The organism is Saccharospirillum mangrovi (assembly GCF_003367315.1).
Classification (GTDB): domain Bacteria; phylum Pseudomonadota; class Gammaproteobacteria; order Pseudomonadales; family Natronospirillaceae; genus Saccharospirillum; species Saccharospirillum mangrovi.
Genome location: NZ_CP031415.1, coordinates 3,258,267 through 3,279,585, shown reverse-complemented (window position 1 = coordinate 3,279,585; position 21,319 = coordinate 3,258,267). Strand labels below are relative to the sequence as shown.

18 protein-coding genes are annotated in these 21,319 nt (G+C 56.6%); 4 read left to right on the top strand and 14 right to left on the bottom strand.

The window, feature by feature from the left end:
• Window positions 1-231: 231 nt before the first annotated feature.
• From DW349_RS15305 to DW349_RS15270, 8 genes are all read right to left on the bottom strand, one after another.
• Window positions 232-2,079 (bottom strand): hypothetical protein, encoded by a 1,848-nt coding sequence (locus DW349_RS15305; protein ID WP_162824651.1) that lies wholly within the window; start codon window positions 2,077-2,079, stop codon window positions 232-234.
• Window positions 2,080-2,342: 263 nt separating this feature from the next.
• Window positions 2,343-3,032, bottom strand: a complete 690-nt coding sequence (locus DW349_RS15300) for a DUF799 domain-containing protein (RefSeq protein ID WP_108124052.1) — start codon at window positions 3,030-3,032, stop codon at window positions 2,343-2,345.
• Complete coding sequence (locus DW349_RS15295) at window positions 3,029-3,370, bottom strand: DUF4810 domain-containing protein (protein WP_108124051.1); 342 nt, start codon at window positions 3,368-3,370, stop codon at window positions 3,029-3,031. The genes DW349_RS15300 and DW349_RS15295 overlap by 4 nt, the downstream gene beginning before the upstream one ends.
• Window positions 3,367-3,705: a hypothetical protein gene (locus DW349_RS15290; protein ID WP_108124050.1), complete on the bottom strand. Its 339-nt coding sequence runs from the start codon at window positions 3,703-3,705 to the stop codon at window positions 3,367-3,369. The genes DW349_RS15295 and DW349_RS15290 overlap by 4 nt, the downstream gene beginning before the upstream one ends.
• Complete coding sequence (locus DW349_RS15285) at window positions 3,705-4,661, bottom strand: CsgG/HfaB family protein (protein WP_108124049.1); 957 nt, start codon at window positions 4,659-4,661, stop codon at window positions 3,705-3,707. Before DW349_RS15285 ends, DW349_RS15290 begins: the two co-directional genes overlap by 1 nt.
• 200 nt (window positions 4,662-4,861) lie before the next feature.
• Window positions 4,862-5,371 (bottom strand): hypothetical protein, encoded by a 510-nt coding sequence (locus tag DW349_RS15280; protein ID WP_157954220.1) that lies wholly within the window; start codon window positions 5,369-5,371, stop codon window positions 4,862-4,864.
• 91 nt (window positions 5,372-5,462) lie between these two features.
• Window positions 5,463-6,023, bottom strand: a complete 561-nt coding sequence (locus DW349_RS15275; RefSeq protein WP_108124047.1) for a nucleotidyltransferase domain-containing protein — start codon at window positions 6,021-6,023, stop codon at window positions 5,463-5,465.
• A gap of 29 nt (window positions 6,024-6,052) precedes the next feature.
• On the bottom strand, window positions 6,053-6,556 hold the full coding sequence (locus DW349_RS15270) for a hypothetical protein (protein ID WP_108124046.1): 504 nt from the start codon (window positions 6,554-6,556) through the stop codon (window positions 6,053-6,055).
• A 98-nt stretch (window positions 6,557-6,654) separates the two neighbouring features.
• Between DW349_RS15270 and DW349_RS15265 the strand changes: the two genes are divergently transcribed.
• Window positions 6,655-7,290: a response regulator gene (locus DW349_RS15265; RefSeq protein WP_108124045.1), complete on the top strand. Its 636-nt coding sequence runs from the start codon at window positions 6,655-6,657 to the stop codon at window positions 7,288-7,290.
• A 7-nt stretch (window positions 7,291-7,297) separates the two neighbouring features.
• Here DW349_RS15265 and DW349_RS15260 read toward each other — a convergent pair whose 3' ends face one another.
• From DW349_RS15260 to DW349_RS15245, 4 genes are all read right to left on the bottom strand, one after another.
• Window positions 7,298-9,082: an ATP-binding protein gene (locus DW349_RS15260; protein WP_108124044.1), complete on the bottom strand. Its 1,785-nt coding sequence runs from the start codon at window positions 9,080-9,082 to the stop codon at window positions 7,298-7,300.
• Between the two features lie 71 nt (window positions 9,083-9,153).
• The gene (locus DW349_RS15255) at window positions 9,154-10,164 is read right to left on the bottom strand and encodes a hypothetical protein (protein ID WP_157954219.1); all 1,011 of its coding nucleotides are present in this window, start codon (window positions 10,162-10,164) and stop codon (window positions 9,154-9,156) included.
• Between the two features lie 146 nt (window positions 10,165-10,310).
• Entirely contained in the window at window positions 10,311-11,375 is a 1,065-nt protein-coding gene (locus tag DW349_RS15250) for a hypothetical protein (protein WP_108124042.1), read from the bottom strand.
• 182 nt (window positions 11,376-11,557) lie between these two features.
• Window positions 11,558-12,172 carry an FMN-dependent NADH-azoreductase gene (locus tag DW349_RS15245; RefSeq protein ID WP_108124041.1) on the bottom strand — a complete coding sequence of 205 codons (615 nt, stop codon included), beginning with the start codon at window positions 12,170-12,172 and terminating at the stop codon, window positions 11,558-11,560.
• Window positions 12,173-12,315: 143 nt separating this feature from the next.
• Here DW349_RS15245 and DW349_RS15240 point away from each other — a divergent pair, with 143 nt between their 5' ends.
• The 3 genes from DW349_RS15240 (at window position 12,316) to DW349_RS15230 (ending at window position 16,845) form a co-directional block, all read left to right on the top strand.
• Complete coding sequence (locus DW349_RS15240) at window positions 12,316-13,245, top strand: LysR substrate-binding domain-containing protein (protein ID WP_198650397.1); 930 nt, start codon at window positions 12,316-12,318, stop codon at window positions 13,243-13,245.
• Window positions 13,246-13,583: 338 nt separating this feature from the next.
• On the top strand, window positions 13,584-15,191 hold the full coding sequence (locus DW349_RS15235; RefSeq protein ID WP_157954218.1) for a tetratricopeptide repeat protein: 1,608 nt from the start codon (window positions 13,584-13,586) through the stop codon (window positions 15,189-15,191).
• Window positions 15,192-15,222: 31 nt separating this feature from the next.
• Window positions 15,223-16,845 (top strand): tetratricopeptide repeat protein, encoded by a 1,623-nt coding sequence (locus DW349_RS15230; RefSeq protein WP_108124039.1) that lies wholly within the window; start codon window positions 15,223-15,225, stop codon window positions 16,843-16,845.
• Window positions 16,846-16,876: 31 nt separating this feature from the next.
• Here DW349_RS15230 and DW349_RS15225 read toward each other — a convergent pair whose 3' ends face one another.
• Complete coding sequence (locus tag DW349_RS15225; RefSeq protein ID WP_108124038.1) at window positions 16,877-17,785, bottom strand: response regulator; 909 nt, start codon at window positions 17,783-17,785, stop codon at window positions 16,877-16,879.
• Window positions 17,782-21,192: an ATP-binding protein gene (locus tag DW349_RS15220; protein ID WP_108124037.1), complete on the bottom strand. Its 3,411-nt coding sequence runs from the start codon at window positions 21,190-21,192 to the stop codon at window positions 17,782-17,784. The genes DW349_RS15225 and DW349_RS15220 overlap by 4 nt, the downstream gene beginning before the upstream one ends.
• Window positions 21,193-21,319: the final 127 nt, after the last annotated feature.

Genomic DNA, 21,319 nt, shown 5'->3' with positions numbered 1-21,319 from the left:
TTCGAACCGATCACCCATCGTGAACAGTGAAAGGTGAACTGGTTCACTGAAAACGTCAGCGCTACCGATGGTGGGCGAGCGGCCATAACCGGCCTAGTGGCCGATTGGCGGTGGGGGTTGGGGTATTTGACGTATTGACTGGGTGTATTCGCCTGGACGACGGAAAAACGGGGTAAAAAAAACCCGGCCGAAGCCGGGTAAAAGGACGTTGAACGAAAGCGGGGTTGGACGTTAGTAGAGGTAGGTGGCGCCGGACAAGTTATCCTGGCGGGTTTGGTCGCCGTTGATGCCGGTGTCGCCATGGCTCTGCGTAGAACTAACAGCGATGGTTTCGCCGTTGTCGCTGATGGCGACGGCCCGGCCGAAGCCAGATGCAGGGTTGCTGGCCTTGATATAGACAGGGCGTTGCCAGTTGCCGTCAATATCACGCTGGAAATAGTAAGCGGCCCCAGAGCCCTCTTTTGTATTGTCGTTCATGTTGCCTTCCAGGCCTTGGGCGTTACTGTCTTCTTCATCAGCCCCCACGACCAACTGTGAGCCGTTTTGGTTAAGGCTGACTGAGGCGCCAAAGTCATCATTGGCTTCGCTGTTGGGCGCTTTGAGGTAGGCGTGTTGTTGCCAGGTGCTGTCGGCATCGGGTCGGGTAAAGAGATAAACCGCTCCGCTGCGGCTTGCGTTGTCGTCGTCGTTTATTTGGCTGGGTTGGGCATTGCTGCCGTTAATGATTCCGGTGGCTGCGCTGTTCTCAAAACGCGAGCCGACTGCTAGCGTCAGCCCATCGGCACTGAGGCTGAGGGCTGCACCAAAGTTGTCGCCAGCACCGGCATTACTCGCCTTGATGTAATGGAGGGCTTTGTCTTCGTCTTCGTTGTCGCTGGCGTTTAGCTTGAACAGATAGACCGCCCCGCTGCCGCTGAGTGTTGTCTCGCTGTTGGGTATGCTGTTTGCCTCGTAAACTTCGCTCAGATTGCTGTTTTCACCGGGAGCACCCACGGCCAATAGAGTGCCTGTTGAATCCAGGCTGACGGCCGTACCGAATGCATCATCAATGCTGGCGTTGGGTGCTTCCAAGGTGCGGACCATTACCCAACCCGCGTCATCGAGCCGGTAGTGGTTTACGGTGCCGTTGCGACCCACGAAAGAAACTAAGGTGCCTCCCCTGGTCGCACCGACCGCCAGGTTACTGCCGTCGGCACTTAGGCTGACGGCTGTTCCGAAATTCGCTTCCTCTTTCAGTTCTTCATCTTTGATATAGGCGGTGGTTTTCCAGTGCACCTCGCCGTCGTCGCTGCGGGTAAAGAGATAAACGGCGCCGCTATCGCCCGAATCCGAATCTGACTTGTATTCCAAGGTGTTCAGGTCGTTCCCCTGGGTAATGCCGGAGGTATTGTTGTCTTCCGAATCACTGCCAATCGCCAGTGTATTGCCGTCGGCACTGAGGCTGAGTGACGTGCCGAAAGCGACATCATCATTGACATTGCCAGGCAGCAACGCCTGTAGCCGTTGTTCTTCGTGCCATACACCGGAGGCATTGCGTCGATAAACAAACACCGCGCCCGCATGGGAAAACGTATTGCTTTGATCCGTGTCACTCACGGCCAGGGTGGTGCCATCGGCACTGAGGGCGATGGCATAGCCGTTATTTACGAGGGGCTGGTTGTTACTGCCGGGGGCGTCGCTGTTTGGTTGGAAGCCTTTGAAAAAACCGATGCTGTTGACCAGATGTTTCACATCCTTCACCGCCACCTGGGTTTCGCCCACCGGCGAGCATTCCGTTTGTTCGGGCAGGCAGGCCAGTAACTGGTAGCGGGCCTTGGTGCGTTGATGGAGCGGAACGGTGATTTGGTATTGGGTTTCGTTGGCGGGCAGGTTGTCGGCGATGACGTTAAAGCCGGATTGCCCATCGGCGTTTTCTTTCAAAACGTAGTGGGTGGCGTTTTCGACGGCATCCCAGTCGAAGACAAACTGTTTGGTTTGCTCGAAGCTTAAGCGCAGTGTTTCTGGCGTGGTGTTGCCGTTATTGCCGTTGGATGGGCCGTCCGAAGGGTCACAGGCAGCGAGTATCAGTGTGGCGCCCACGGTCAGCAGGAGGCTGAGCCCGGTGGTGTTGCGCCCGATGGTGTTGCGAAAGTGGTTCATGGTGTTTTTCCCTGCACGTTGAGTTGTTGGATGTCAGGGCGTTGTGCTGGGCCTGACTGAGCGCCATCGTCTCAGGCAGGCGTTTGAGTGTTCGTTTTAGTGAGAGTGTTTTTTGCTCTCAAACGTGTGAAAAACTGAATGTTTTTTCAGCGCATAAAAAAAACCCGACGCACCGAGGGGTGCGTCGGGTTTTTTTGGCTGAATCAGTTGGCTTCGGCCGCGGCTTTTTCTTCCGCCAGGTTCTGGTAGTACTGCTCGTACACCGGCGAGTACGGGCCGGGTGGCAGGCTGGGGGAGTCGTAATAAAACACCTGGGCGTTGGCTTCGCGCGTTAGCGGTAAGTAGTTCGGCGCGGCGCGTTCAACGGCGGCGGTAATGGCCATCGACAACAAGCCGGCCATGCCGCCGCCGCTGTCTTCGTTCTGCGGGGTGTAGCTCAGGCTTTTGCGGGCGGTCCACAATTCCACGCCGTTTTTATCGACGATGCGGTATTCGAAATCCACTTCGGTGGTGGTGGATACGACAATGTAACGCGATGTCCATTCGTGAATGGTGACGTACAAAATCGCATCGGCTCCGAACCAGCCGGCCAGTTCCGACGGTGCCACCTGGTGCACTTCCGCCGGTTCATACAAGCCTTCGTATTCCAGTACGGTTTTCACCGTGTTCACCGGAAACACGTAATAGCCTTTTTCACCGAGCAGACGCGGCAGGGTGGTCAGCACCGAGGTGGGCGCTTGTACATCGACCGATTCGTTAACCACCGGCACCACCAGAATGGAGGTCGGTTTTACTTCGTGGTAGGCGGCCAACGGGTCGTGGTACGGAAAGCTCATGCAGCCGGTGAGGGCGGCGGCGATGGTCAACACCAAAACGATGCGCACTGTGTTCATTGGGCACCTCCGAGGTTGTTGATCAACGAGCTCATTAACGCCCGGCTTTCCGGCCAGGTGTCGTATTCCAACTGGTAGTACTCCAACGCTTTGTCGGTGTTGCCCGCTTGCAGATAAAAGGTGCCGGCTTCGGCCAGCAAACCGGGCGCGGGTTTTTCGCCGCGCGCCATGATTTTATCGAGGAAGGCGACGTGGTCGGCCACCACTTCCGCTTGCTCGCCGGGTTCGTTGTAGTAGGTGAACAGGTCTTCTTCGTAATTGCCCCAGTTGTACAACTGGGTGGAGGCGCAACCGCCCAGCAACAGGGCGGGTGCGACCAGCAGTAGACCTATTCTCATGGCGTGACCTTCAAAATGCGGGTGTCGCCGTCGCTGAGGAAAATTTCCTCGCTCAGTTTTTGCTGGCTGCGATACCAGACTTCCACGACGTGACGGCCCGGCACAATGCGCACCGCGCTGGCCGAGCGGGTGCCGGCCAGGTATTGGCTCATGTCGCCGTAATCGATGCCGTCGATAACGACGCTGTAGCCCTGGGCCGAGGTGCCTTCGGGCAGTTCAAAGGCCAGACGCGGGCGGTCGTCGACGGTGGTGGTCAGTTTCGACGGTGCCTGGGCGCAGGCGGCTAACAGGACGGTGGTCACCAGAATCAGCAGTGTGGCTTTGATGGCGTTCATTAGTTGGCCTCCCGGACGATGAGTTGTTCCAGCGGCTGACCGGCGATGGAGCCGGACACCAGACCGCCGTAAGCGCCTTCTTCGAGTTCGCTGTCACCGAAGGTGCCATCGATGCGCAACTCGCCCACTTTGTTGCCCGGCAAGGTGATGATGCCGCCCGTGGTTTGGGAGGTAACCTGACGGCCACGGGTCATGACATCGAACACCATGCCCGGATGAATGCCCTGGCTTGCGCCGCCGCTGATGTAGATCAAACCGTCTTCCACGGCCAGCACATCGGCGGACCAGGGTTTTTCCAGCATCAACAGTGTGAGTTTTTCCACCGCCGCATTTACGGCCGCGCCAATGGCCTGATCGTTCAGGCTGCCGTCGTAGCTGGCAACGGAGCCAAAGCCCATGGTGCTGGCGGTTTCGGTGGACGAAGAACCCGTGCCAGTGACCGATTCAGTCACCTGGCCGGTGCGGGTATCAACCAAACGTAAATCAATGGTGGCAGTCGCTTCCTGGCGTTTGGAGGAAGACAGGAAACCGGATTCGCCGGTGGTGGAACGGCCAAATTCGGTGAGCGAGCCGATCACCAATGTATCGACGCCGATGATGTTGACGCTCTGGCCGGAGAGTTCGGATTCCCGCTCCAGCAAGGCGATGTCGGGGCGTTCAAACACTAAGTAGTTGTTCGAGTTGATCAGCGACTGCACAAACATGTCGGTGATTTTCTGGCCGATGCTGTCGCTGGCGTTGGTGCCGATCAGGCTGCGACCATAAGTGGTTTCGTTCGACAGACGACCCACCGCCAGCTTGCGCTTGAGCGCCAGACGCGTCGGTTCGGAAACGGCCTGTTGAGCGGCGCGTTGCTGTTCGGCCGAGACCGGGCCTTCAACATCCTGAAGCGCCGGGCTCTGGCTGGCGCAAGCGGCCAGAATAAGCGGCAAAGACAACACTAAGAGTTTTTTCATGGAACATTCCTTTCCCAAAAAGCGCCACCAGAACGGGGCACAGAGCAAGCGGTAAGCCGCGTCACCATAGCAAAAGCGATGCGCTTGTGAAGTGACTTTTGGCTATATTACGCGATGGTCGTTTCACTTATGCAACGTCAGTAAATATTAGGCTCTAAGTTCAGAGGTACGCTGATACTGCGTTCGTGTGAATCCAATAGTCAGTCTGGCAAATATATTGAGGGGTCCGTGATTCGGAACAGGTTTGATTCATGTGAAACATGCCGAGCGATGCTTTCCAACTCTGCTGGAATTAGGCTTATTGTATTTATCGCCTCAATTTGCTGGCAAAGATTCGCTAAGTAGAGGCCTCCTAGAGCGTTTAGCACGTTTCCGAGATTCGCTTCTTTAAAGTATTTATCTCTATTGTGTTTAATATTGTTGTAGGACTTCCACCAAGTAGGATTATTGTCTTCTTTCCAGTCTGACCATGGTTCGAATAAGTACCCCGTTTTTACTAATTCAATGGATTCGGAAAATGCACGATGGTCTTTAAGGATTTTTTTATATTGATCTATATTCTTCGTTTTTTTGGGGTCTAAATAACTGCAAATTTTTTTCAGGGTAATGTCTATCTCAGAACCTATTGCTAGCAGTAAGTGAGCGAGTTGAATGGAGTGTACGTTGAAGTTGCTTTCATCAAGGTCAATATATCGCGACAGAACATTCACATCCGATTCTAGTATTAGAAAGTGTTCCCAAAACAGATTTCTAAATTTCATGTTTACACCTGTGAAATTGCGTAGAAGGTGATCCGCTGAGTTAAAGAGCTGACGCCAGTCGTTTTAAGTATTGTTTTGCCATCCCAGTCTGCCCTCGCCTTAGCCATTTGATGCAACTGAGCAATTCCCAGATCAAACCGGCGTCGCCTTGTTCATACACCGGGAAGGTTTCGTGTGCGGGAGCCGGTTCGTCGGTCAGCCGGTCGGCGACGATGTTGGCTTTGTCGAACAGCACGAGAAAGGGCCGGGCGATGTCGAACGGTTCGCTCAGGTCGGCGCAGTGAATTTCGGCGCTGGTGCCGTCGCCGAAGAGGTATTTTTTGTAGCGGGCGCGTTCGTTGTGGTCGCCTTCGAGGCGGTATAAGACTTCGAAATTTTGCTCGAAGCGCTGATAGGCGGCGTCGCTTTGGCGGTGGAAATTGTTTTGGGTGAACACCATCAGGTCGGCATCGGACAGGCGGTCGCCGGTGCCGCCAGCCAGCGAGCCAAGCAGTACCGCCGCAACGACATCCGCTTCCGGTTCGAACGCTGCCAGGAAGGCATCGACGATGGCTTTCTGGTGCGGCAGGTGTCGCAGCAGGTGCGTGCTGGCTTCGGTCATGGTTGCTCCTGTGGTTGACCCAAAGCGCATCAGCCTACCGGTTTCAAATCCAGACTGTACAGATGCCAGTGCAGTTGGGCGTCGCTGGCACCGGGGACGTCGTTGACGCGGCGGAGGATGGCGTTGCCTTGCCAGTGTTGGGGCTGGTTGTTGGTCTGGTGGACGGTTAGCTCGATGGGCAGGGTGGCGTAAATCGATCCGGCGGCGCCTTCGGCGAAGGTATCGTCGCCGATGCGCAGCTCGAATTGGGCGATGTCGGCGAAGCTGGCGCTGAACTCTTCAAGGCTTTGGCTGGGCGCGCCGCGCTCGCCCCAGAGGGCGTAGGCGCTTGGGTAGTCGCCATTGTTGAGGGCGTGGTAATAGCGTTGCAGGGCGTCGATGGCGCCATTGATGCTGCGGTCGATGGGCGCGGGTTCTGCCGGTTGCGGCTCAGTCGGTGGTAACTCAGTCGGTTGTAGCATGGTGGGTTCGGGTTGATTGCAGCCGGCGAGTGCCAGCAGTGCGAGCCAGGGAAGCAGCCTACGAGCGGTCATCTTTGCGCCCTCCAGTCAGGATTTTCAGTGGCCGGTGCCATGCAGCACCGGGCTTTGTAGTAGGCTACCGTGGTTTTCTCGTTTAACGCAGTCGGGTTATGGAAAAGACGTTTCAACCCTGGTTAATCATTGACGATCATCAGATGTTTTCCGGTGCGCTGGCGCTGACCTTGGGTAGTCTGGTGCCGGAGCTGTCGGTGACGACGGTGCCCAGTGCCGAGGCGGCGTTGCAGTTGCTGGCCGAGTCGGACACTCATCACTTTGCACTGGCGTTGCTGGATCTGGACCTGCCGGATATTCACGGCCAGACGCTGTGCGAACTGTTGTTGCAGCGTTACCCCGAGTTGCCGGTGCTGGTGTGTTCGGCCAATCCGAGCCCGGTGAGTGCGCAGCAATTGCGCGCCAGCGGCGCGCGCGGTTATGTCACCAAAGATCAATCCGCCGAGGCGTTGTTGCAGGCCGCGCGCGAGGTGTTGGCGGGCGCGCCCTGGGTGACCACCGAGGCGCTGGCGCAATTAACGGCCTCAACTGAGGCGGCGCCGGAGTTGCTGTCGCGGCGGCAACTATCGATTTTGCGTTTGATGCAGGCCGGTCAGACGGTCGATGAAATTGCCCGGCAATTGCACCTGAGCGCTAACACCATCAAAACCCACATCCGCCTGATGTACGACAAACTCGATGCGCGCAACCGCAGCGATTGTCTGCGCATCGCCGCCCGTTTGGGGCTGCTGTAAGCCGTCGTTATTCCGCTTTCAATTGCGCCTGGGTGAGGCGGTTCAGTGCCGCGGCCAGGGCATCGCTTTGCACCGGTTTGAACAGAATTTCCTGGCTGTGGTCGGCCGGGTTTGGGTTGAGCCGTTGTTGCCCCTCGGGCGAGGTATTGCCGGTGAGAATTAACACGGGCAGGCCGGGCTGATGCTCGCGGACGCGTTGGATGATGTGGTTGCTTTGAGTGTTTGTGTCGAGTTGATCGTCGGTAATCAACACATCGAAACGGGCGCAGGCGCTTACGAGTTGTTCGGTCAGTTCGGCGGCGCTGCGCGCTGTCCAGACGTCGCAATCCCAACCGACCAGCGTGGCCGACAGGGCGTCCATGACGTCGTTTTCGTCTTCCACCAACAGCACGCGCAGCGCCGGTGGCGGTTCGGTGTCGGGCGTATCGCCTGGCCGTTGTTCGCGTTGGGCGGCCACCGTTGGCAAGCGCAGTTGGAAGCGGCTGCCCAGGCCCGGCTGCGAATGCAGTTGCAACGGAATGCCGAGCCGCTGCGCTAAACGCGTGACGATGGATAACCCCAAACCAAAGCCTTGCACGTCGGCATCGCGGCCATCGGCAATGCGATAGAAGGCTTTGAATATCTGCGACTGGTGTTCCAATGCGATGCCCGGCCCGGTGTCGCGAATGTTCAGCAAACAAAAATCGCCTTCGGTTTTCAGGCTTAAATGGACTTCGCCTTCGGTGGTGTATTTGAGTGCGTTGTCGAGCAGGTTGCTGACGATTTGATTGAGCAATTGCGGGTCGGTTGATACCCAGAGGTCCGCGCTGTCCAAACGCAACGTCAGCCCGCGCCGGTCCGCCAGCGGCTGAAACCGCTGCGCCAGTTGCTGTAGCCATTGGCCTAAATTGAAGTCGATTTTATTCGGTGCCTGAGTTGGTGCATCGAGCGCGGTTAAGTCGAATAAATGCGTCAGTAATTCGTTCACGTTGCGCAGGCTGTCGTCGAGCCGGTCGATCAATTCCGCTTCGTTTTTATGAGTCGCTGTATTTTTATGAGCCTCTGCATGGCGTGACGCATCGCGGCGCAACAGGCCGCTGAACAGGGCGGCGGCTTGCAATGGCTGGCGCAAATCGTGGCTGGCGGCGGCAATAAACCGATTCTTTTCCGCAACCGCTTGTTCGGCTTCGCGCTGCGCCATCTGGTGTTCAACGCGCAAACGAATGTAGGCCAATTGTTTGCGATGGCTGATCACGCTGAATGCGGCCAGCACTGCCAAGGCCGCCGGCCCGACGAACCAGTAGCGGCCGTCGCTTTGCACGATCAGTTGAACGGAAAACGACAAAATTGTCGGCGCTAAAAATGCCAGATAAATATCGGGGTACGGATAGGCGCCCAAGGTGACCGATGGCATCGCCGACAGCAACACCAGAATCAGTAGCAGCGCCAGTAATTGACTGTGCGAAGCGCCGCCGAAAAACAGCCAGGGCGCCGTCGCCCAGAACAACCCCCACAACAACGCCAGATACAAATTGGCGGCGTGCCAACGGTTCAATTGCAACGGCTGGGTGGGCGGATGTTCGCGGTAGTAATTGAGCACCCGAAACGACACCAGCGATACCACACCCAGGCAAACAAACCAGCACAGCAACGCCCAGGGCGAAGCGCTGAAACTGAACAGCAAAGCCAGCAGTGCCGAGGTTGGAATGGACGACAGCAGGCGCGGTCGTAATTCCTTGTTGAACATGTCGTAGCGTTGCCACTGGATGTGTTCTTCCAGTGTCGGGTTCGGAGTGAGGGGCATGTGCAGCATGATCAAGCCTGACGAAGGCCCGGATGTTGCCACATCCGGGTGGGGGATCAAATGAAAGCGAATGATTGTCTTTAGGGGATGGCCGGTGGGCTGAAGCTGATGATGCGGCCTTCACTGGTGGCATCGTGACACCAGAGGTTGTCGCCATCGTAATCCAGCGCATCGGCACAACGACTGGCGGCGGCGGCGCTTATTTTGGTGGGTGTACCGCCGCTGCTCAGTGCGGATTCGGCGAGCCCGATCATGCCTTGATCGCCGCTGACCAGATAGACGCCCTGACCTTCGACCCGGGTCATGGCGGCGACGCTGAAAATGCTTTGGGCGCCGGTCAGGGGGTTGGTGGCCGAATCGAACAAGGTGGTTCGCGCAGACGCGCCGGTTGCCCGTTCGATGATGGTGTTGGTGTTGGTGGTGCTGGCCAGGATGGCGAAGGGGTCGCCGTTTTCTTCATAGGCCGTGGTGACGCTTTTCATCGCGCGGGATTGGTTAAAACCTGCGACGTTGCTGCTGGTGACAAACCGACTGCTGGCGCTGGTGGTAAACAGATCGACGGTTATCTTGGAATTGCCGATTGCTGGGCTGGTGTTGTTCCTGCCCACCAAATAAAGGCGCGCGACATTGCTGTCGTCACCTGAATCAAATCTCGGTGATAAGCCATTGCACTGCCACAAGCTGGTGGTGGTTCGCGTTGTTTCTGGGTCGCTGGCTAAGAACAATCGAATGGTGGCGCTTGAGCTGGAGGCGTTATAGGCGCAGGCAGCGATCAAGTAATCGGTTTTGGTGACGCCGCCTTGAGTGTCGTCAATCCGAAAGGCCACCATGTCTTCGAAACGTTCGAAGCTGGTGAAATCTGAAGTGCTGAATGTACTGTCACCTGGTTTGGCCTGCAGCAGGCGTGCGTTGCTGGCGAATTGTGCCAAGGCGAAGATGGCGTGGTCGCTGTCGTTCTGGGGGGCGCTAATGGCGATCATGATGTCGTTGCCGGCCGACCATTTGGGGTCGGTGATGGTCGACAGCACAGTATTGCCACCGTTGCCAGTGCCTGAATTACTGGGGCTGCAACCGCTGAGCAGCGCAGACATTATGGCTGTAAAAAGACAGATTTTTTTTGCAAAAAACATAATCACTCCGAGTTTTCGGCCAGTGTTAATCGGCTGAATATCGCACCAGCCGGAAACAAAAATGCGCAAGAAAATTGCTCCGATGGTTCACACCGGAGCGCTAACAATTAGTCACTGATGTTGGGTGGGCTGAAGCGGATTAATCGGCCTTCGCTGGTGGAGTCGTGACACCACAAATCAGTGCCATCCCAGGCCAACGCATCGATGCAACGGTCGCCATCGCCACTGAGTTTTTTGGTGCGGCCATCGAGACCGTAGACTTCGCTATGGCGGTTGCCGATCAGACCTGGTTTTTCCCCAACCATATAAAGGCCATGGTCAGGTGCCAGAATCATATCGGTCATATCAAAGGGCTCGGTGGCTGCTGTGAATGGATTGATTGCGCTGTTGTAGTAAGACCAGGTTGTACTAAAAGACCGCTTGGCGGAGATTTCATTACTGCTGGTGCTTTGCATGGCGTACAGCGGAATCGCGGTCACCTCAGTGACGAAGAGACTTTCGATGGCTCGCATTGAATAATCAGAAGAACCGACCGATTCGCCGACCCAACTGCTGCTACTGAAGGCGTTGGCCGTGCCGATGCTAGCCTCTGTGCTGTAGAACAGATCGACATCGAAGGTCAATTTACTAACGACGGCGCTGCCAGAGTTGTACGCAAAACGAATCTGAACGTCGTCGCCATCGCTGTAGTTGACCGGGTCAACAGCGACACTGGCGCAGCTGACAGCGCTGGTCGGTTTGGTTGTGTATATATTGTTCGGGTCACTGGCTAAAAACAGTTCCAGAGAGCCGTCTTGTGCGCAGCCGACCATGGCGTAATCGGTTTTGCTTTCACCGTCTTTGCTTTGAGTGATTCGTACGGCGGCGATGTCGTTGTACTTGGCGTCGGTGGCCAATTGGGTTGAAGAAAACGTTTTGTCTCCGCGTTGGCCGCTGAGCAAGCGTTGCACGTTCGTGGTGTCGTTGCGGACCAAGGCAAAGATGCTGGCTTTGGTATCGAAATACGGAATGGCAATGGACGCCCAGGTATCAGCGCCGGCGCTCCAGTTCGGGTCGTTGATGGTGTAGGTAGTAGCACTGCCGCCGTCGCCGTCGCCGGACGAGGGGTTGCAACCGCTGAGTAACATCGACAGCAAGGCCCAGCCGGCCCAGCCAAGGTGAGTGAATTTCATAATCGCTCCGTGGATTCAAGGAATAGAACGGTGCGATTTAAAAAGATTGAGTCGGTTGGCTTCTTCACCTGAAAAGGTGAAATCGATGAAGCCAGTTTTTATTTTGCGGCAGCGTTAACAAAAGTAACCGCTCAGCCGGGGTCGCTGAGCGGTCGAACTAAGTGATGCAGTTGAAACCGGGGTTAGGCGGCGACCGTCAGCCGGTCAATCTGTTCGCCCGCCGCAGCCAGCGCCTGGTTTTTGAACTCTTCACCCATGTTGACGCCTTCGGCGCGCACGGTGCTGACGTCCGTCAGACCCAGCAAACCGAACACGGTCGCGAGGTGGCTTTCCTGATGTTCCATTGCCACTCTCGGACCTTCGCTGTACACGCCACCGCGTGACGACGCCAGTATCACTTTTTTGCCGGTAACCAGACCTTCCGGGCCGCTTTCGGTGTAGCGGAACGTGCGACCGGAAACGGCGATGCGGTCGATCCAGGCTTTCAATTGCGTCGGCATGCCGAAGTTGTAGAACGGCAGGCCGATGACGATGACGTCGGCAGCGAACAGTTCATTGAGCAGGGTTTCGGTCAATGCAAACTGAGCGGCCTGTTCCGGGCTGTGTTGGTCGGCCGGAACCTGAGTGGCTGACAGGGCGGTCATGTCGAGGTGGGCAATCGGCTCGGCGACGAGGTCGCGATGCACAATCTGAGCACCTGGGTTTTGTGCGGCCAGGCGTGCCACCACTTGAGCGCTGAGCTGACGGGAAACGGAAAGTCCGCCCAGAATGGACGAGTCGAGATGCAGGATATTCATGGCGTTGGCTCCAAGGATGTGTGAACGGAGCACAGAATAGTGTTGTTCTTGATATAGGATTAGTCGTCTAATATTGGCTTCATTGTTCAGTTTTTGGAACGCAGCCTGAGCGGGCTTTTTCGGGAACACAGCGGAGCGACGCCATGTCCATGCAATCGATGCAAGACCTCACCAGCCTGGCGTTGTTCGCGCGGGTGGTGGAACACGGCGGTTTCACCGCAGCGGCGCGGGCGCTGGGCATGCCGAAATCGACGTTGAGCCGACGCATCAGCGAATTGGAGCGGCGTCAGGGCGTGCAGTTGCTGCGCCGTTCCACTCGCAAGCTGTCGCTCACCGATGTCGGCCGGGCCTTTTTAGTGCATTGCCAGGAATTGCTCGCCGCCGCCGAAGCGGCTGATCAAGTGACGCAATTTGTGCAGGAAGTGCCGCGCGGCACCATCCGCGTCAGTGCGCCTTATCAATTGTCGCATCTGCTGCTGACGCCACTGGTGCCGGCGTTTATGAAACAGTTCCCGGAAGTGCGGGTGGAACTGGTGATCACCAATCAGCCGGTCGATTTGCTGGCCGAACAGGTGGACGTGGCGTTTCGCGTGCGTGCGCGCATTGAAGATTCCTCCTTGATTGCGCGGCCATTGGCGTCGGATAAAAGCCACCTCTATGCCCACCCGGATTTAATCGCCCGCCTGGGCGAACCCCAACACCCCGATGAATTACGCGACTGGCCCACCTTGTCGATGATGTACGGCAACGGCCGCTATCAATTCGACATGACCGATGCGCATGGCAACTGCCTGACGGTTCGCCATCGCCCGGTGTTGGTGGGCGACGATATGGGGCTGTTGCGCGAAGCTGCCGGCCAGGGTTTGGGTGTGGTGATGTTGCCTGAACAATTGGGCGAATCCTGGGTGCGACGCGGGCACCTTCAGAAAGTGTTGCCGGACTGGACTCTGCCGACCGGCAACCTGCTTTTGGTGTATCCGTCGCGGCGCGGATTGCTGCCTGCGGTGCGCGCCTTTATCGATTATGTGATTGAACATTACCAGGCTAATCCTGAGTTACCGAAATGCGATTAAGCCGGTCAATTTAGGTGTCGGAAAATCGTCATTTCGGTTTGGTAATTTCGGTGTTCGGGTAAAAGCGTCAAGCCTTAGTCGTTTTCGAAAACGACGGTCAATAATCGCGTTATTGCTTTTTATTTTTAACTGCTTGTTTTGCAAGCTGTTCCTAATCAATAGGTGTCGAAACTGTCCCGTTTTTAACAAAAGCGCTTGGACAAAACCGATCGCTATTGCCAAGCTGTGCGTTCACTGTGCTGAACGCTTTGTTGTTCAGTGCGCAAACTGTGTCGGGCAAAGGTGTTTAAGCCGTGACGGCGAAGGCGATCAGGTATGTGCTCTTATTGGGGCTGAGTGTGTCGCTTGCTGCGTGTCAGAGTAACCCACCTGCGCCGGTCGTATTTGCGCCCACCCAGGCCTTCGGCACCATCGATATGATGGCGCAGGCCGATCAATTACAAGACGCCATTCGCGCGCACGATTTCTCAACCGTCAGTGAATCGCTGGCGCCTTGTTTATCGCAACCGGAAAACGAACCGGCGTTGGAATTACGCTGCGCACATCTGTATCAGGCGGTGGCGGTATTGGACGAACCGTTATTAAACGGATTGCAGCAATGGCTGGTCGTTGAGCCGATGAATTACCACGCGCGCATGCTGATGGGGCAGGCCAAATTGCACGCCGCCTGGGCCGAACAAGGCCGGCATTATCCGCGTAATACGCCGCTGTTTTATCGCCAGCGTGCCAGTGCGTTTCGCTCGCTAGGGCAGGCGCATTTAGACATCGCTATTAATTTGCATCCGGAATTGCCGTTTGCCTACGCCAGTGCCATTCAATTGCTCAGCGACGAAGAAGCTTTGGATGGCGCCGAGCAACTGTTCCAGCGTGCGCGTTTTTGGGTACCGGGCAGTTTAGTAGTGGCGCAGGCGTATCTCGATGCCAGCCAGACCGCAGGCTTGGGCGTGTACGGTCGTTTGAATACCGTGGCGGCCGATTATCAGCAACAGAATTACAACACCGAATCAGCCGACTGGCTGGCGGCGTACGCCGACTTTTTGCAAGTCTGGTCGGCGCCTGCGAACGGCGCCATATTCCAAAACCCGCAGCAGGCGTTGACCCAATTGCAGCGATTGGTGGATCAAGGTTATCGCTGGCCCCGGCTGTATTGGTCGCTGGCCGATGTGAACGCGCGCCTCGACCAGATGGACGCCGCGCGCGACGCCATGTTGAAGGCAATAGACGCCGCACCCTACGATGAATTTATTCTGGCAACCGCTGCCTGCACTTGCTTTGGTTTGCAACTGGATGAAGCGGTGGCGTTGAACGAACGCTACGTCGAACGGTTCCCGACCGCCTTTTATGGCTGGCGTAATCTGGCGCGCGATTATTTGAATCAGGGCGATTATCCGGCGACATTAAACGCCGCGCGCACCGCCTTGGCTTTGCGCCCGCTTGATGCCGAAATGCGCCGTTATCGACGCGGTACCTTAGCGGTATTGGGGCAGACCGAAGAGACCGTTGAAGACCAAAATTATTATCAGTCGCTGGCGTTGGATGGCTTGCAGTTGGAGCTGCAAATGGCGCAGGTTCGCAACGGCCTGCGTGAGCAAATTGAACCGCGACTCACGGCCGCACAGTTGCACGAATTTGATCTGGCGTTGGTCGATTATCTGAATGCTCAGACGCTGACGCCGCTATTGGCTGAACGCTTCAACGACTTCCATTGGGACACCGATACCTGGCACGCCGTCAGTACATTTTTAGTGGACCAGGCCGGCATTGCCGACGAGTTGGACGATGATTACCGGCAAAGCGTCCGACTGCGTTTCCCGATCGATCAGGACGGCCACGCCGTCGCCGAACTCGACCACGTTTTTCGCCAGACGGTGAATGCGCTGGTGCAGGAATTTATTTATCGCCAGAGTCAGCAGCTGCCGATAACGGGCAGTGGGATGACCAGTTAGCTTGGCAGCAACATCAGGAAGGAATTGTCGAATGAACAGATCAATACGACGCACTGTTCTGTGTTTGATCAGCGTCACTGTACTGTTGCAGGCACAAGCCGCCGTACCGATGTTTTTCGAAGAATTGGATTTGCACGATCAAGCGATGGCGCTGTCGAACGCGTTGCGTATCGGTGATCTGGCAACCGTGAAGGCAGGGCTGGAACCGTGCCTGACCATTGAATTGCCCGACGTTCGAACCGAACAACGTTGCACACGTCTGTACGCCGACATCGTGGTTCTGGATGCTGATTTTCAGCGTGCGTTGCGCAATTGGGTCAGCAACGAGCCGAACAATTATCACGCTCGGTTACTGATTCATAAGATGTTGTCACTGGCGGCGTGGTCGGAACGTGGACACGGCTATTCCGATGAAACGCATCCGTACCACATGCATTTGTATGAGCAATATCAAGCGCAAGCTCGTGTGCATTTGGAGGCGGCGTTGTCACTGCGACCGGACTTACCGTTTGCCCATACCGAGATGATCAATCTGGTCGGCCGCACCGGCAGCAATGCCGACTGGTTGCGTCTGCACGAGCAGGCTTTGGAACAGGTGCCTGGCAGTTTTGAATTGGCGCGCAATGCGCTTTATGTCGCGCAGCCGCGCTGGGGTGGTTCTTACGTTCTGCAAGATGAACTGCTGCGTGAGTATTTGAGCAAGGCGGACGAATTTCCCGATTTCGCCGTGCTGGAAGATTATCTGACCTTGCTGCGGGCGCGGGATTATAAAGACGGCTACGAAGTGAAAGCGGACCCGCAGCGTGCGGTGGCAATGCTGACTGAATTGGCAGAGAAACAGTACCCCTGGGCCGATTTGAATTGGATTCTCGCTGACGCTTACAACAAATTGGATCAGCCCGAGCAAGCCCGCGCGCCGATGATTCGGGCATTGGTGTTGGAGCCGGATGAAGAGTTTTTTCTGCACGTGGCGGATTGCACTTGCTACGGCTTGAGCGATGCAGAAGTGATTGCCATAGCGGAGCGTTATGTGGCGCGTTATCCAACGGCCTTCGCTGGTTGGACTGGCCTGGGTTACAAATATTATTTCGCGGAAGATTATCCGGCAGCGTTGGACGCCTTTTCGCAGGCGTTGGAATTGCGACCACTGGACCCACGCATGCATCAATTTGAACAGTGGAGCAAAGACAAACTCGGCATTGCCTACGAAGACTTTCGCAGCACCGAATATTTTAAGGATCTGACGGTGTACAGCATCGAAAGTTACGAGTTTTCCGACAGCCTGAAAAATGATTTACGCGATTTAATTCGACCGCAAATCGGGCGTCAATGGTGGCAACGATTGGATGTGGCGTTGGATGGTGCCATTACCCGACAGGCCATCGACACCGACGTTCGCCCGCGCCTGGATGCGCTCGAATTAAGCCACGATCAGTGGAAAGTCGTCAGTACCTTTTTTGCCGACCGGGCACACATTGCCAATCACATGAAGGAAAGTTACCGGACTGAGGTTCGCAACGATTATGACGACGCCAACCCTGACGATCCGATTAACCAGGTCTGGTCACAATATCGCAGCGCACTTGATGCGTTGGGGGATCGTTTTATTGACGAGTTGAATGGTGGCAGTCTGGAAAACATCAGCGCAATTTAACGGCGTTTTTAACGACAAGCCTGACTCTTGGTCAGGCTTCCACCACCGCCAATTTCTTCAACGCCATTCCCGCCGCCGCAGTGCGGTTATCGACGCCAAGTTTGGCGAAAACCTGCTCCAAATGTTTGTTCACCGTGCGCGGACTCAGTTCGAGAATCTGCGCCACTTCGCGATTGGTTTTTCCATTTGCCACCCAGTACAACACCTCGGCTTCGCGTTCGGTGAGCGGCAGTTCGGCTTTCAGTAATTCGGCGCCGGAGGGGCGCTCGCCGTCGATCAAACGTAGCAGTGCTTCGTTGTCGCTGGCCTGGGCGACAAAGCGGAATAACAACGGATAGTTCGGATGCTCCAATGGCAAGCTGTGGCCCGGTTCGGGTTGTCGGCGCAGCCAATCGGCGAGGCGTGGGGCGAGGTCGTCACTGAGCCAGTCGTCGCTGGCGCCGGCGCGGGCGAACAGGGCGTGGGTTTGTGGCGTGGCCCAGTGAATCTGGCCGTCGGGGTCGGCGGTGAGCAAGTTTTGGCCGGTGCGATCGAGCGCGGTTTGTGCGCTGGCGGTGAGGCGGGCATTGTTTAAATGCACGCGCATTCTTGCCAGTAATTCGTTCGGGTTGATGGGTTTGGTCAGGTAATCGACGCCGCCGCATTCGAGGCCGCGCACGATGTCGTCGGTGTCGGTCAGGCCGGTCATAAAAATCACCGGAATCGACGCCAACGCCGGGTCGGCTTTTAATGCTTCACACGCGGTGAAGCCGTCCATGTTGGGCATAACGGCGTCCATCAGGATGATATCCGGGCGGATGCGTTTGGCGATGGTCAGCGCCTGCTTGCCTTCCAGCGCCAGCAATACTTCCAGGCCGGCGCTTTCCAAGGCGTCGTGAATTAACCCCAGGGCGTCGGGGGAATCGTCGACCACTAAAACGATGTCGTTGCGCTCGCTCATTTCGGTTCGAACTCCAGCTGTTGCGCCAGCTTATCGAATTGCAGCCGTTGCGCCAGTTCGACCAATTGCTGGTGCGCTTCGTTGGTGATGAGCTTCAGGTCGGCCACTTGCTCCAGGGTGTTGACGACGCCGCGCCGATGGCCGATTTCGGCGTAAGCTTTGAGTTCGCGCAGCAGCGGATGGTCGGGCAAATTCAGCGGTTTGGTGGCGGGCGTTTGGTTGAGTGCGACCGGCTCATAGTGTTGCAGCGGTTCGTCGTCTTGCTGGTAGGTCCAGGCCAGTTTCAGGTGCTGGGCGATTTTGTCGAGCAGCCGCTGGTTGCTGACTGGTTTCACTAAATAATCGTCGTAGGCGTTGCGGTAACTGGGGTCGCGCTGGTGTTCCTGAGCGTCGGCCGAGAGCATGACGATGGGCGCGTCGATGTCGCGTTCGCGCAGCGTGCGGGCGAGGTCGAGGCCGTTCATGCCGGGCATGGAAATGTCGAGCAAAAACAGATCGGGTGTGACCTGATTGAGCATGGTCAGGCAGCTGTCGGCGTCGTGTGCTTCTAACGTGGTGAAGCCGAGCGGAATTAGCAAATCGGCGAGCAAACCGCGCAACACCGGGTCGTCGTCTACCAAACACAAGGTACGCTGCAACCCTTCGTAGCCGACGATGCGGCGTGGCCGGTCGGTGACATCCGCTTCGCTGGTGACCCAGGGCAACATCAGGCTGACGTTGAAGCAACTGCCTTGGCTCAGTTCACTGTCCACATTCAAATTACCGCCCATGATTTCGGTCAGCAGTTTGACGATGGTCAGGCCCAAACCGGTGCCGGGCAGGTTCGGAGTGTCGGCGTTTCGCACTCGCTCGAATGGATCAAAAATGCGTTCCAAAGCGTTGGCGGGAATGCCGACGCCGGTGTCGGTGATGGAAATATCCGCAACCTGATTGCGGTAATGAATGTCGAGTGTGACCGAGCCTTTTTGGGTGTATTTAATTGCGTTCGATAACAGATTAATCAGAATTTGCCGCAGCCGTTTTTCATCGGTGATGACCGTTTTCGGCAGCGGGTCGTGGCGAATGCACTGGAAGGCGATGCCTTTGGCTTCGGCCTGCATGGCGAACATGGTTTCCAACTGGTCGAGCAGTTCCGGCAGTTGCACCCGGTTGCGATACAAATCGAGTCGGCCGGCTTCGATTTTTGAGACGTCCAATAAACCTTCGATCAAGTCTGTCAGGTACTGACCGCTGCGCCGAATCGTCGCCAGTCCGTGTTGATGGCTGGGCGGGGTGTCGTTGCGGTCGGCCAGCAATTGGGCGTAACCGAGGATGGATTGCAGCGGTGTGCGCAACTCGTGGCTGAGGCCGGTGAGGTAACGACTCTTGGCGGCGTTGGCGCGTTCGGCGAGTTCTTTGGCGCGTTGTAATTCCAGGTCGGTGCGTTGGTGCGCTTCAATTTCGCGGGTCAGTTTTTGCGTCTGCCGGTTGGATTCTTTTTGCGCCACTACGCGACTTTCGTGCGCCAATAAAAACAGCCAGGCGATAACGCCGGAGACAATCAACAGCGTGAAAAACAGCGTTCCCATGGTTTGATCGAGCAGTGCAATTTCGCCGGCGGTTTGCGGATTCATGCGGCGGTGAATCAACGCCAATAACGCCGCCGTCAGCAAATTAATGGTCAGTAAAATGGCGATAAAACGGCCGAGGCGGGAGTTCACCCAGCGCACGGCTTTGACCGGCAACAGCACGCGCAATGAATCAATTATTTGCTGCGACAACCGCGCCTGGGGTTTGCAGCTATCGAGGCAACGCACGTCGAGCGAACAGCACAGCGAGCAGATCGGTTGCTGATACGCCGAGCAGTAACTCATGTCTTCGACTTCAAAATCGTTCTCGCAAATGCCGCAGGTGAGTGTGCGGTGTTGTTCGCCGTGTGAGTGTCGCGCCAGCGGAATCAATTCCGGCGATTGCCGCGCCAGGTAATAGCGGCCTTTGGTCAGCCAGGCGATGGTTGGCACACAGATGAAGCAGGCAATTAAGCTGATGAAATGCGCCAAGGTCGCTGCGACTTCGCCGAACAAACCCAGATAGGCAATCATGCCCAGGGCGGTGGCGATCAACATCGAGCCGGTGCCGACCGGGTTGATGTCGTACAGATGCGCGCGCTTGAATTCGACGTGCGACGGACTTAAACCAAGCGGTTTGTTGATCAGCAAATCGGCCGATAGCGAACACAGCCAACTGACGGCGACGATGGCGAACACGCCGAGAATCGCTTCCAGTGAACGGTAAATGCCGAGTTCCATCAGGATCAGCGCGATGGTCACATTGAATACCAACCAGACGACGCGGCCGGGGTGGCTGTGCGTTAAACGCGAGAAAAAATTCGACCAGGCAATCGAGCCGGCGTAGGCGTTGGTGACGTTAATTTTCATCTGACAGAGGATGACCATCAGCGCCGCCAGAATGAGCGCTAACTTGTCGGATTGGGTCAGATAGAAAAACACCGTCTGGTACATGTGCGTCGGGTCAGACGCGGTTGCCGCTGGTATGCCCTGACGAATCGCCAGAAACGCGAGAAACGAACCGAGCAGCATTTTGATAACGCCGAACACTACCCAACCCGGGCCGGCGAGAATCAGCCAGAACCACCAGCGTTTTTTATTGGCGTCGGTTTTTTCCGGCATAAACCGCAGGTAATCGACTTGTTCGCCAATCTGCGCGACCAGCGCAAAAAACACCGAGGCAGCGGCGCCGAACAGCAGGATGTTGAAATCGCCAGCGGCGGGTAAATCGGCTGGGGCAAAATGCGTCCAGTCGGGGATGGAATTGAAATCGTGCACAATCACCACGGCCAGCGCCGCGCACTGCAACGCCAGCCAGATCCATTGCGAACCGGCCTGGAATTTACTGATCGCCCGAATGCCGTGAGTGACGATGGGAATGACCGCCACAGCGCAGAGGAAATAACCAACCGCCACCGGAATGCCGAGCAAGGCTTTTAATGCCGAGGCCAGAATCGCCGCTTCGATGGCGAAGAAAATAAAGGTGAAGGAGGCGTAGATCAGCGAGGTGATGGTGGAACCGAGATAACCAAAACCGGCGCCTCGGGTCAGCAGATCGATGTCCAGACCGTGCTTGGCCGAATAGTAGGTGATCGGAAAGCCGGTGATAAAAAACAGTGCGCACACCACCAGCATGGCGGCGACGGTGTTGATAAAGCCGTAGCTGAGCGTTACCGCTGCGGCGATGCCTTCGAGCGCTAAAAAAGCAGTGGCGCCGAGCGCGGTGTGGCCGACCCGGTCGATGCTCATGCGCCGGCCTTTGTGGGCGGTGAAACGCAGCGCGTAGTCTTCCAGCGTCTGGTTGGCGACCCACTTGTTGTAGTGGCGACGGACTTTGAAAATTTTCTGCGAGGCGGTCATGCCGGGCGCTCGTTTCAGCTCAATTCAATGGCGTTGGGCGCGCCACTTGCCCTTTTTTGGTGCAATTATCGGAATGGGCCGAGGCGCGGTTGACGGCACTGGCGCTGGCGCGAGTGCCGTGACGCTC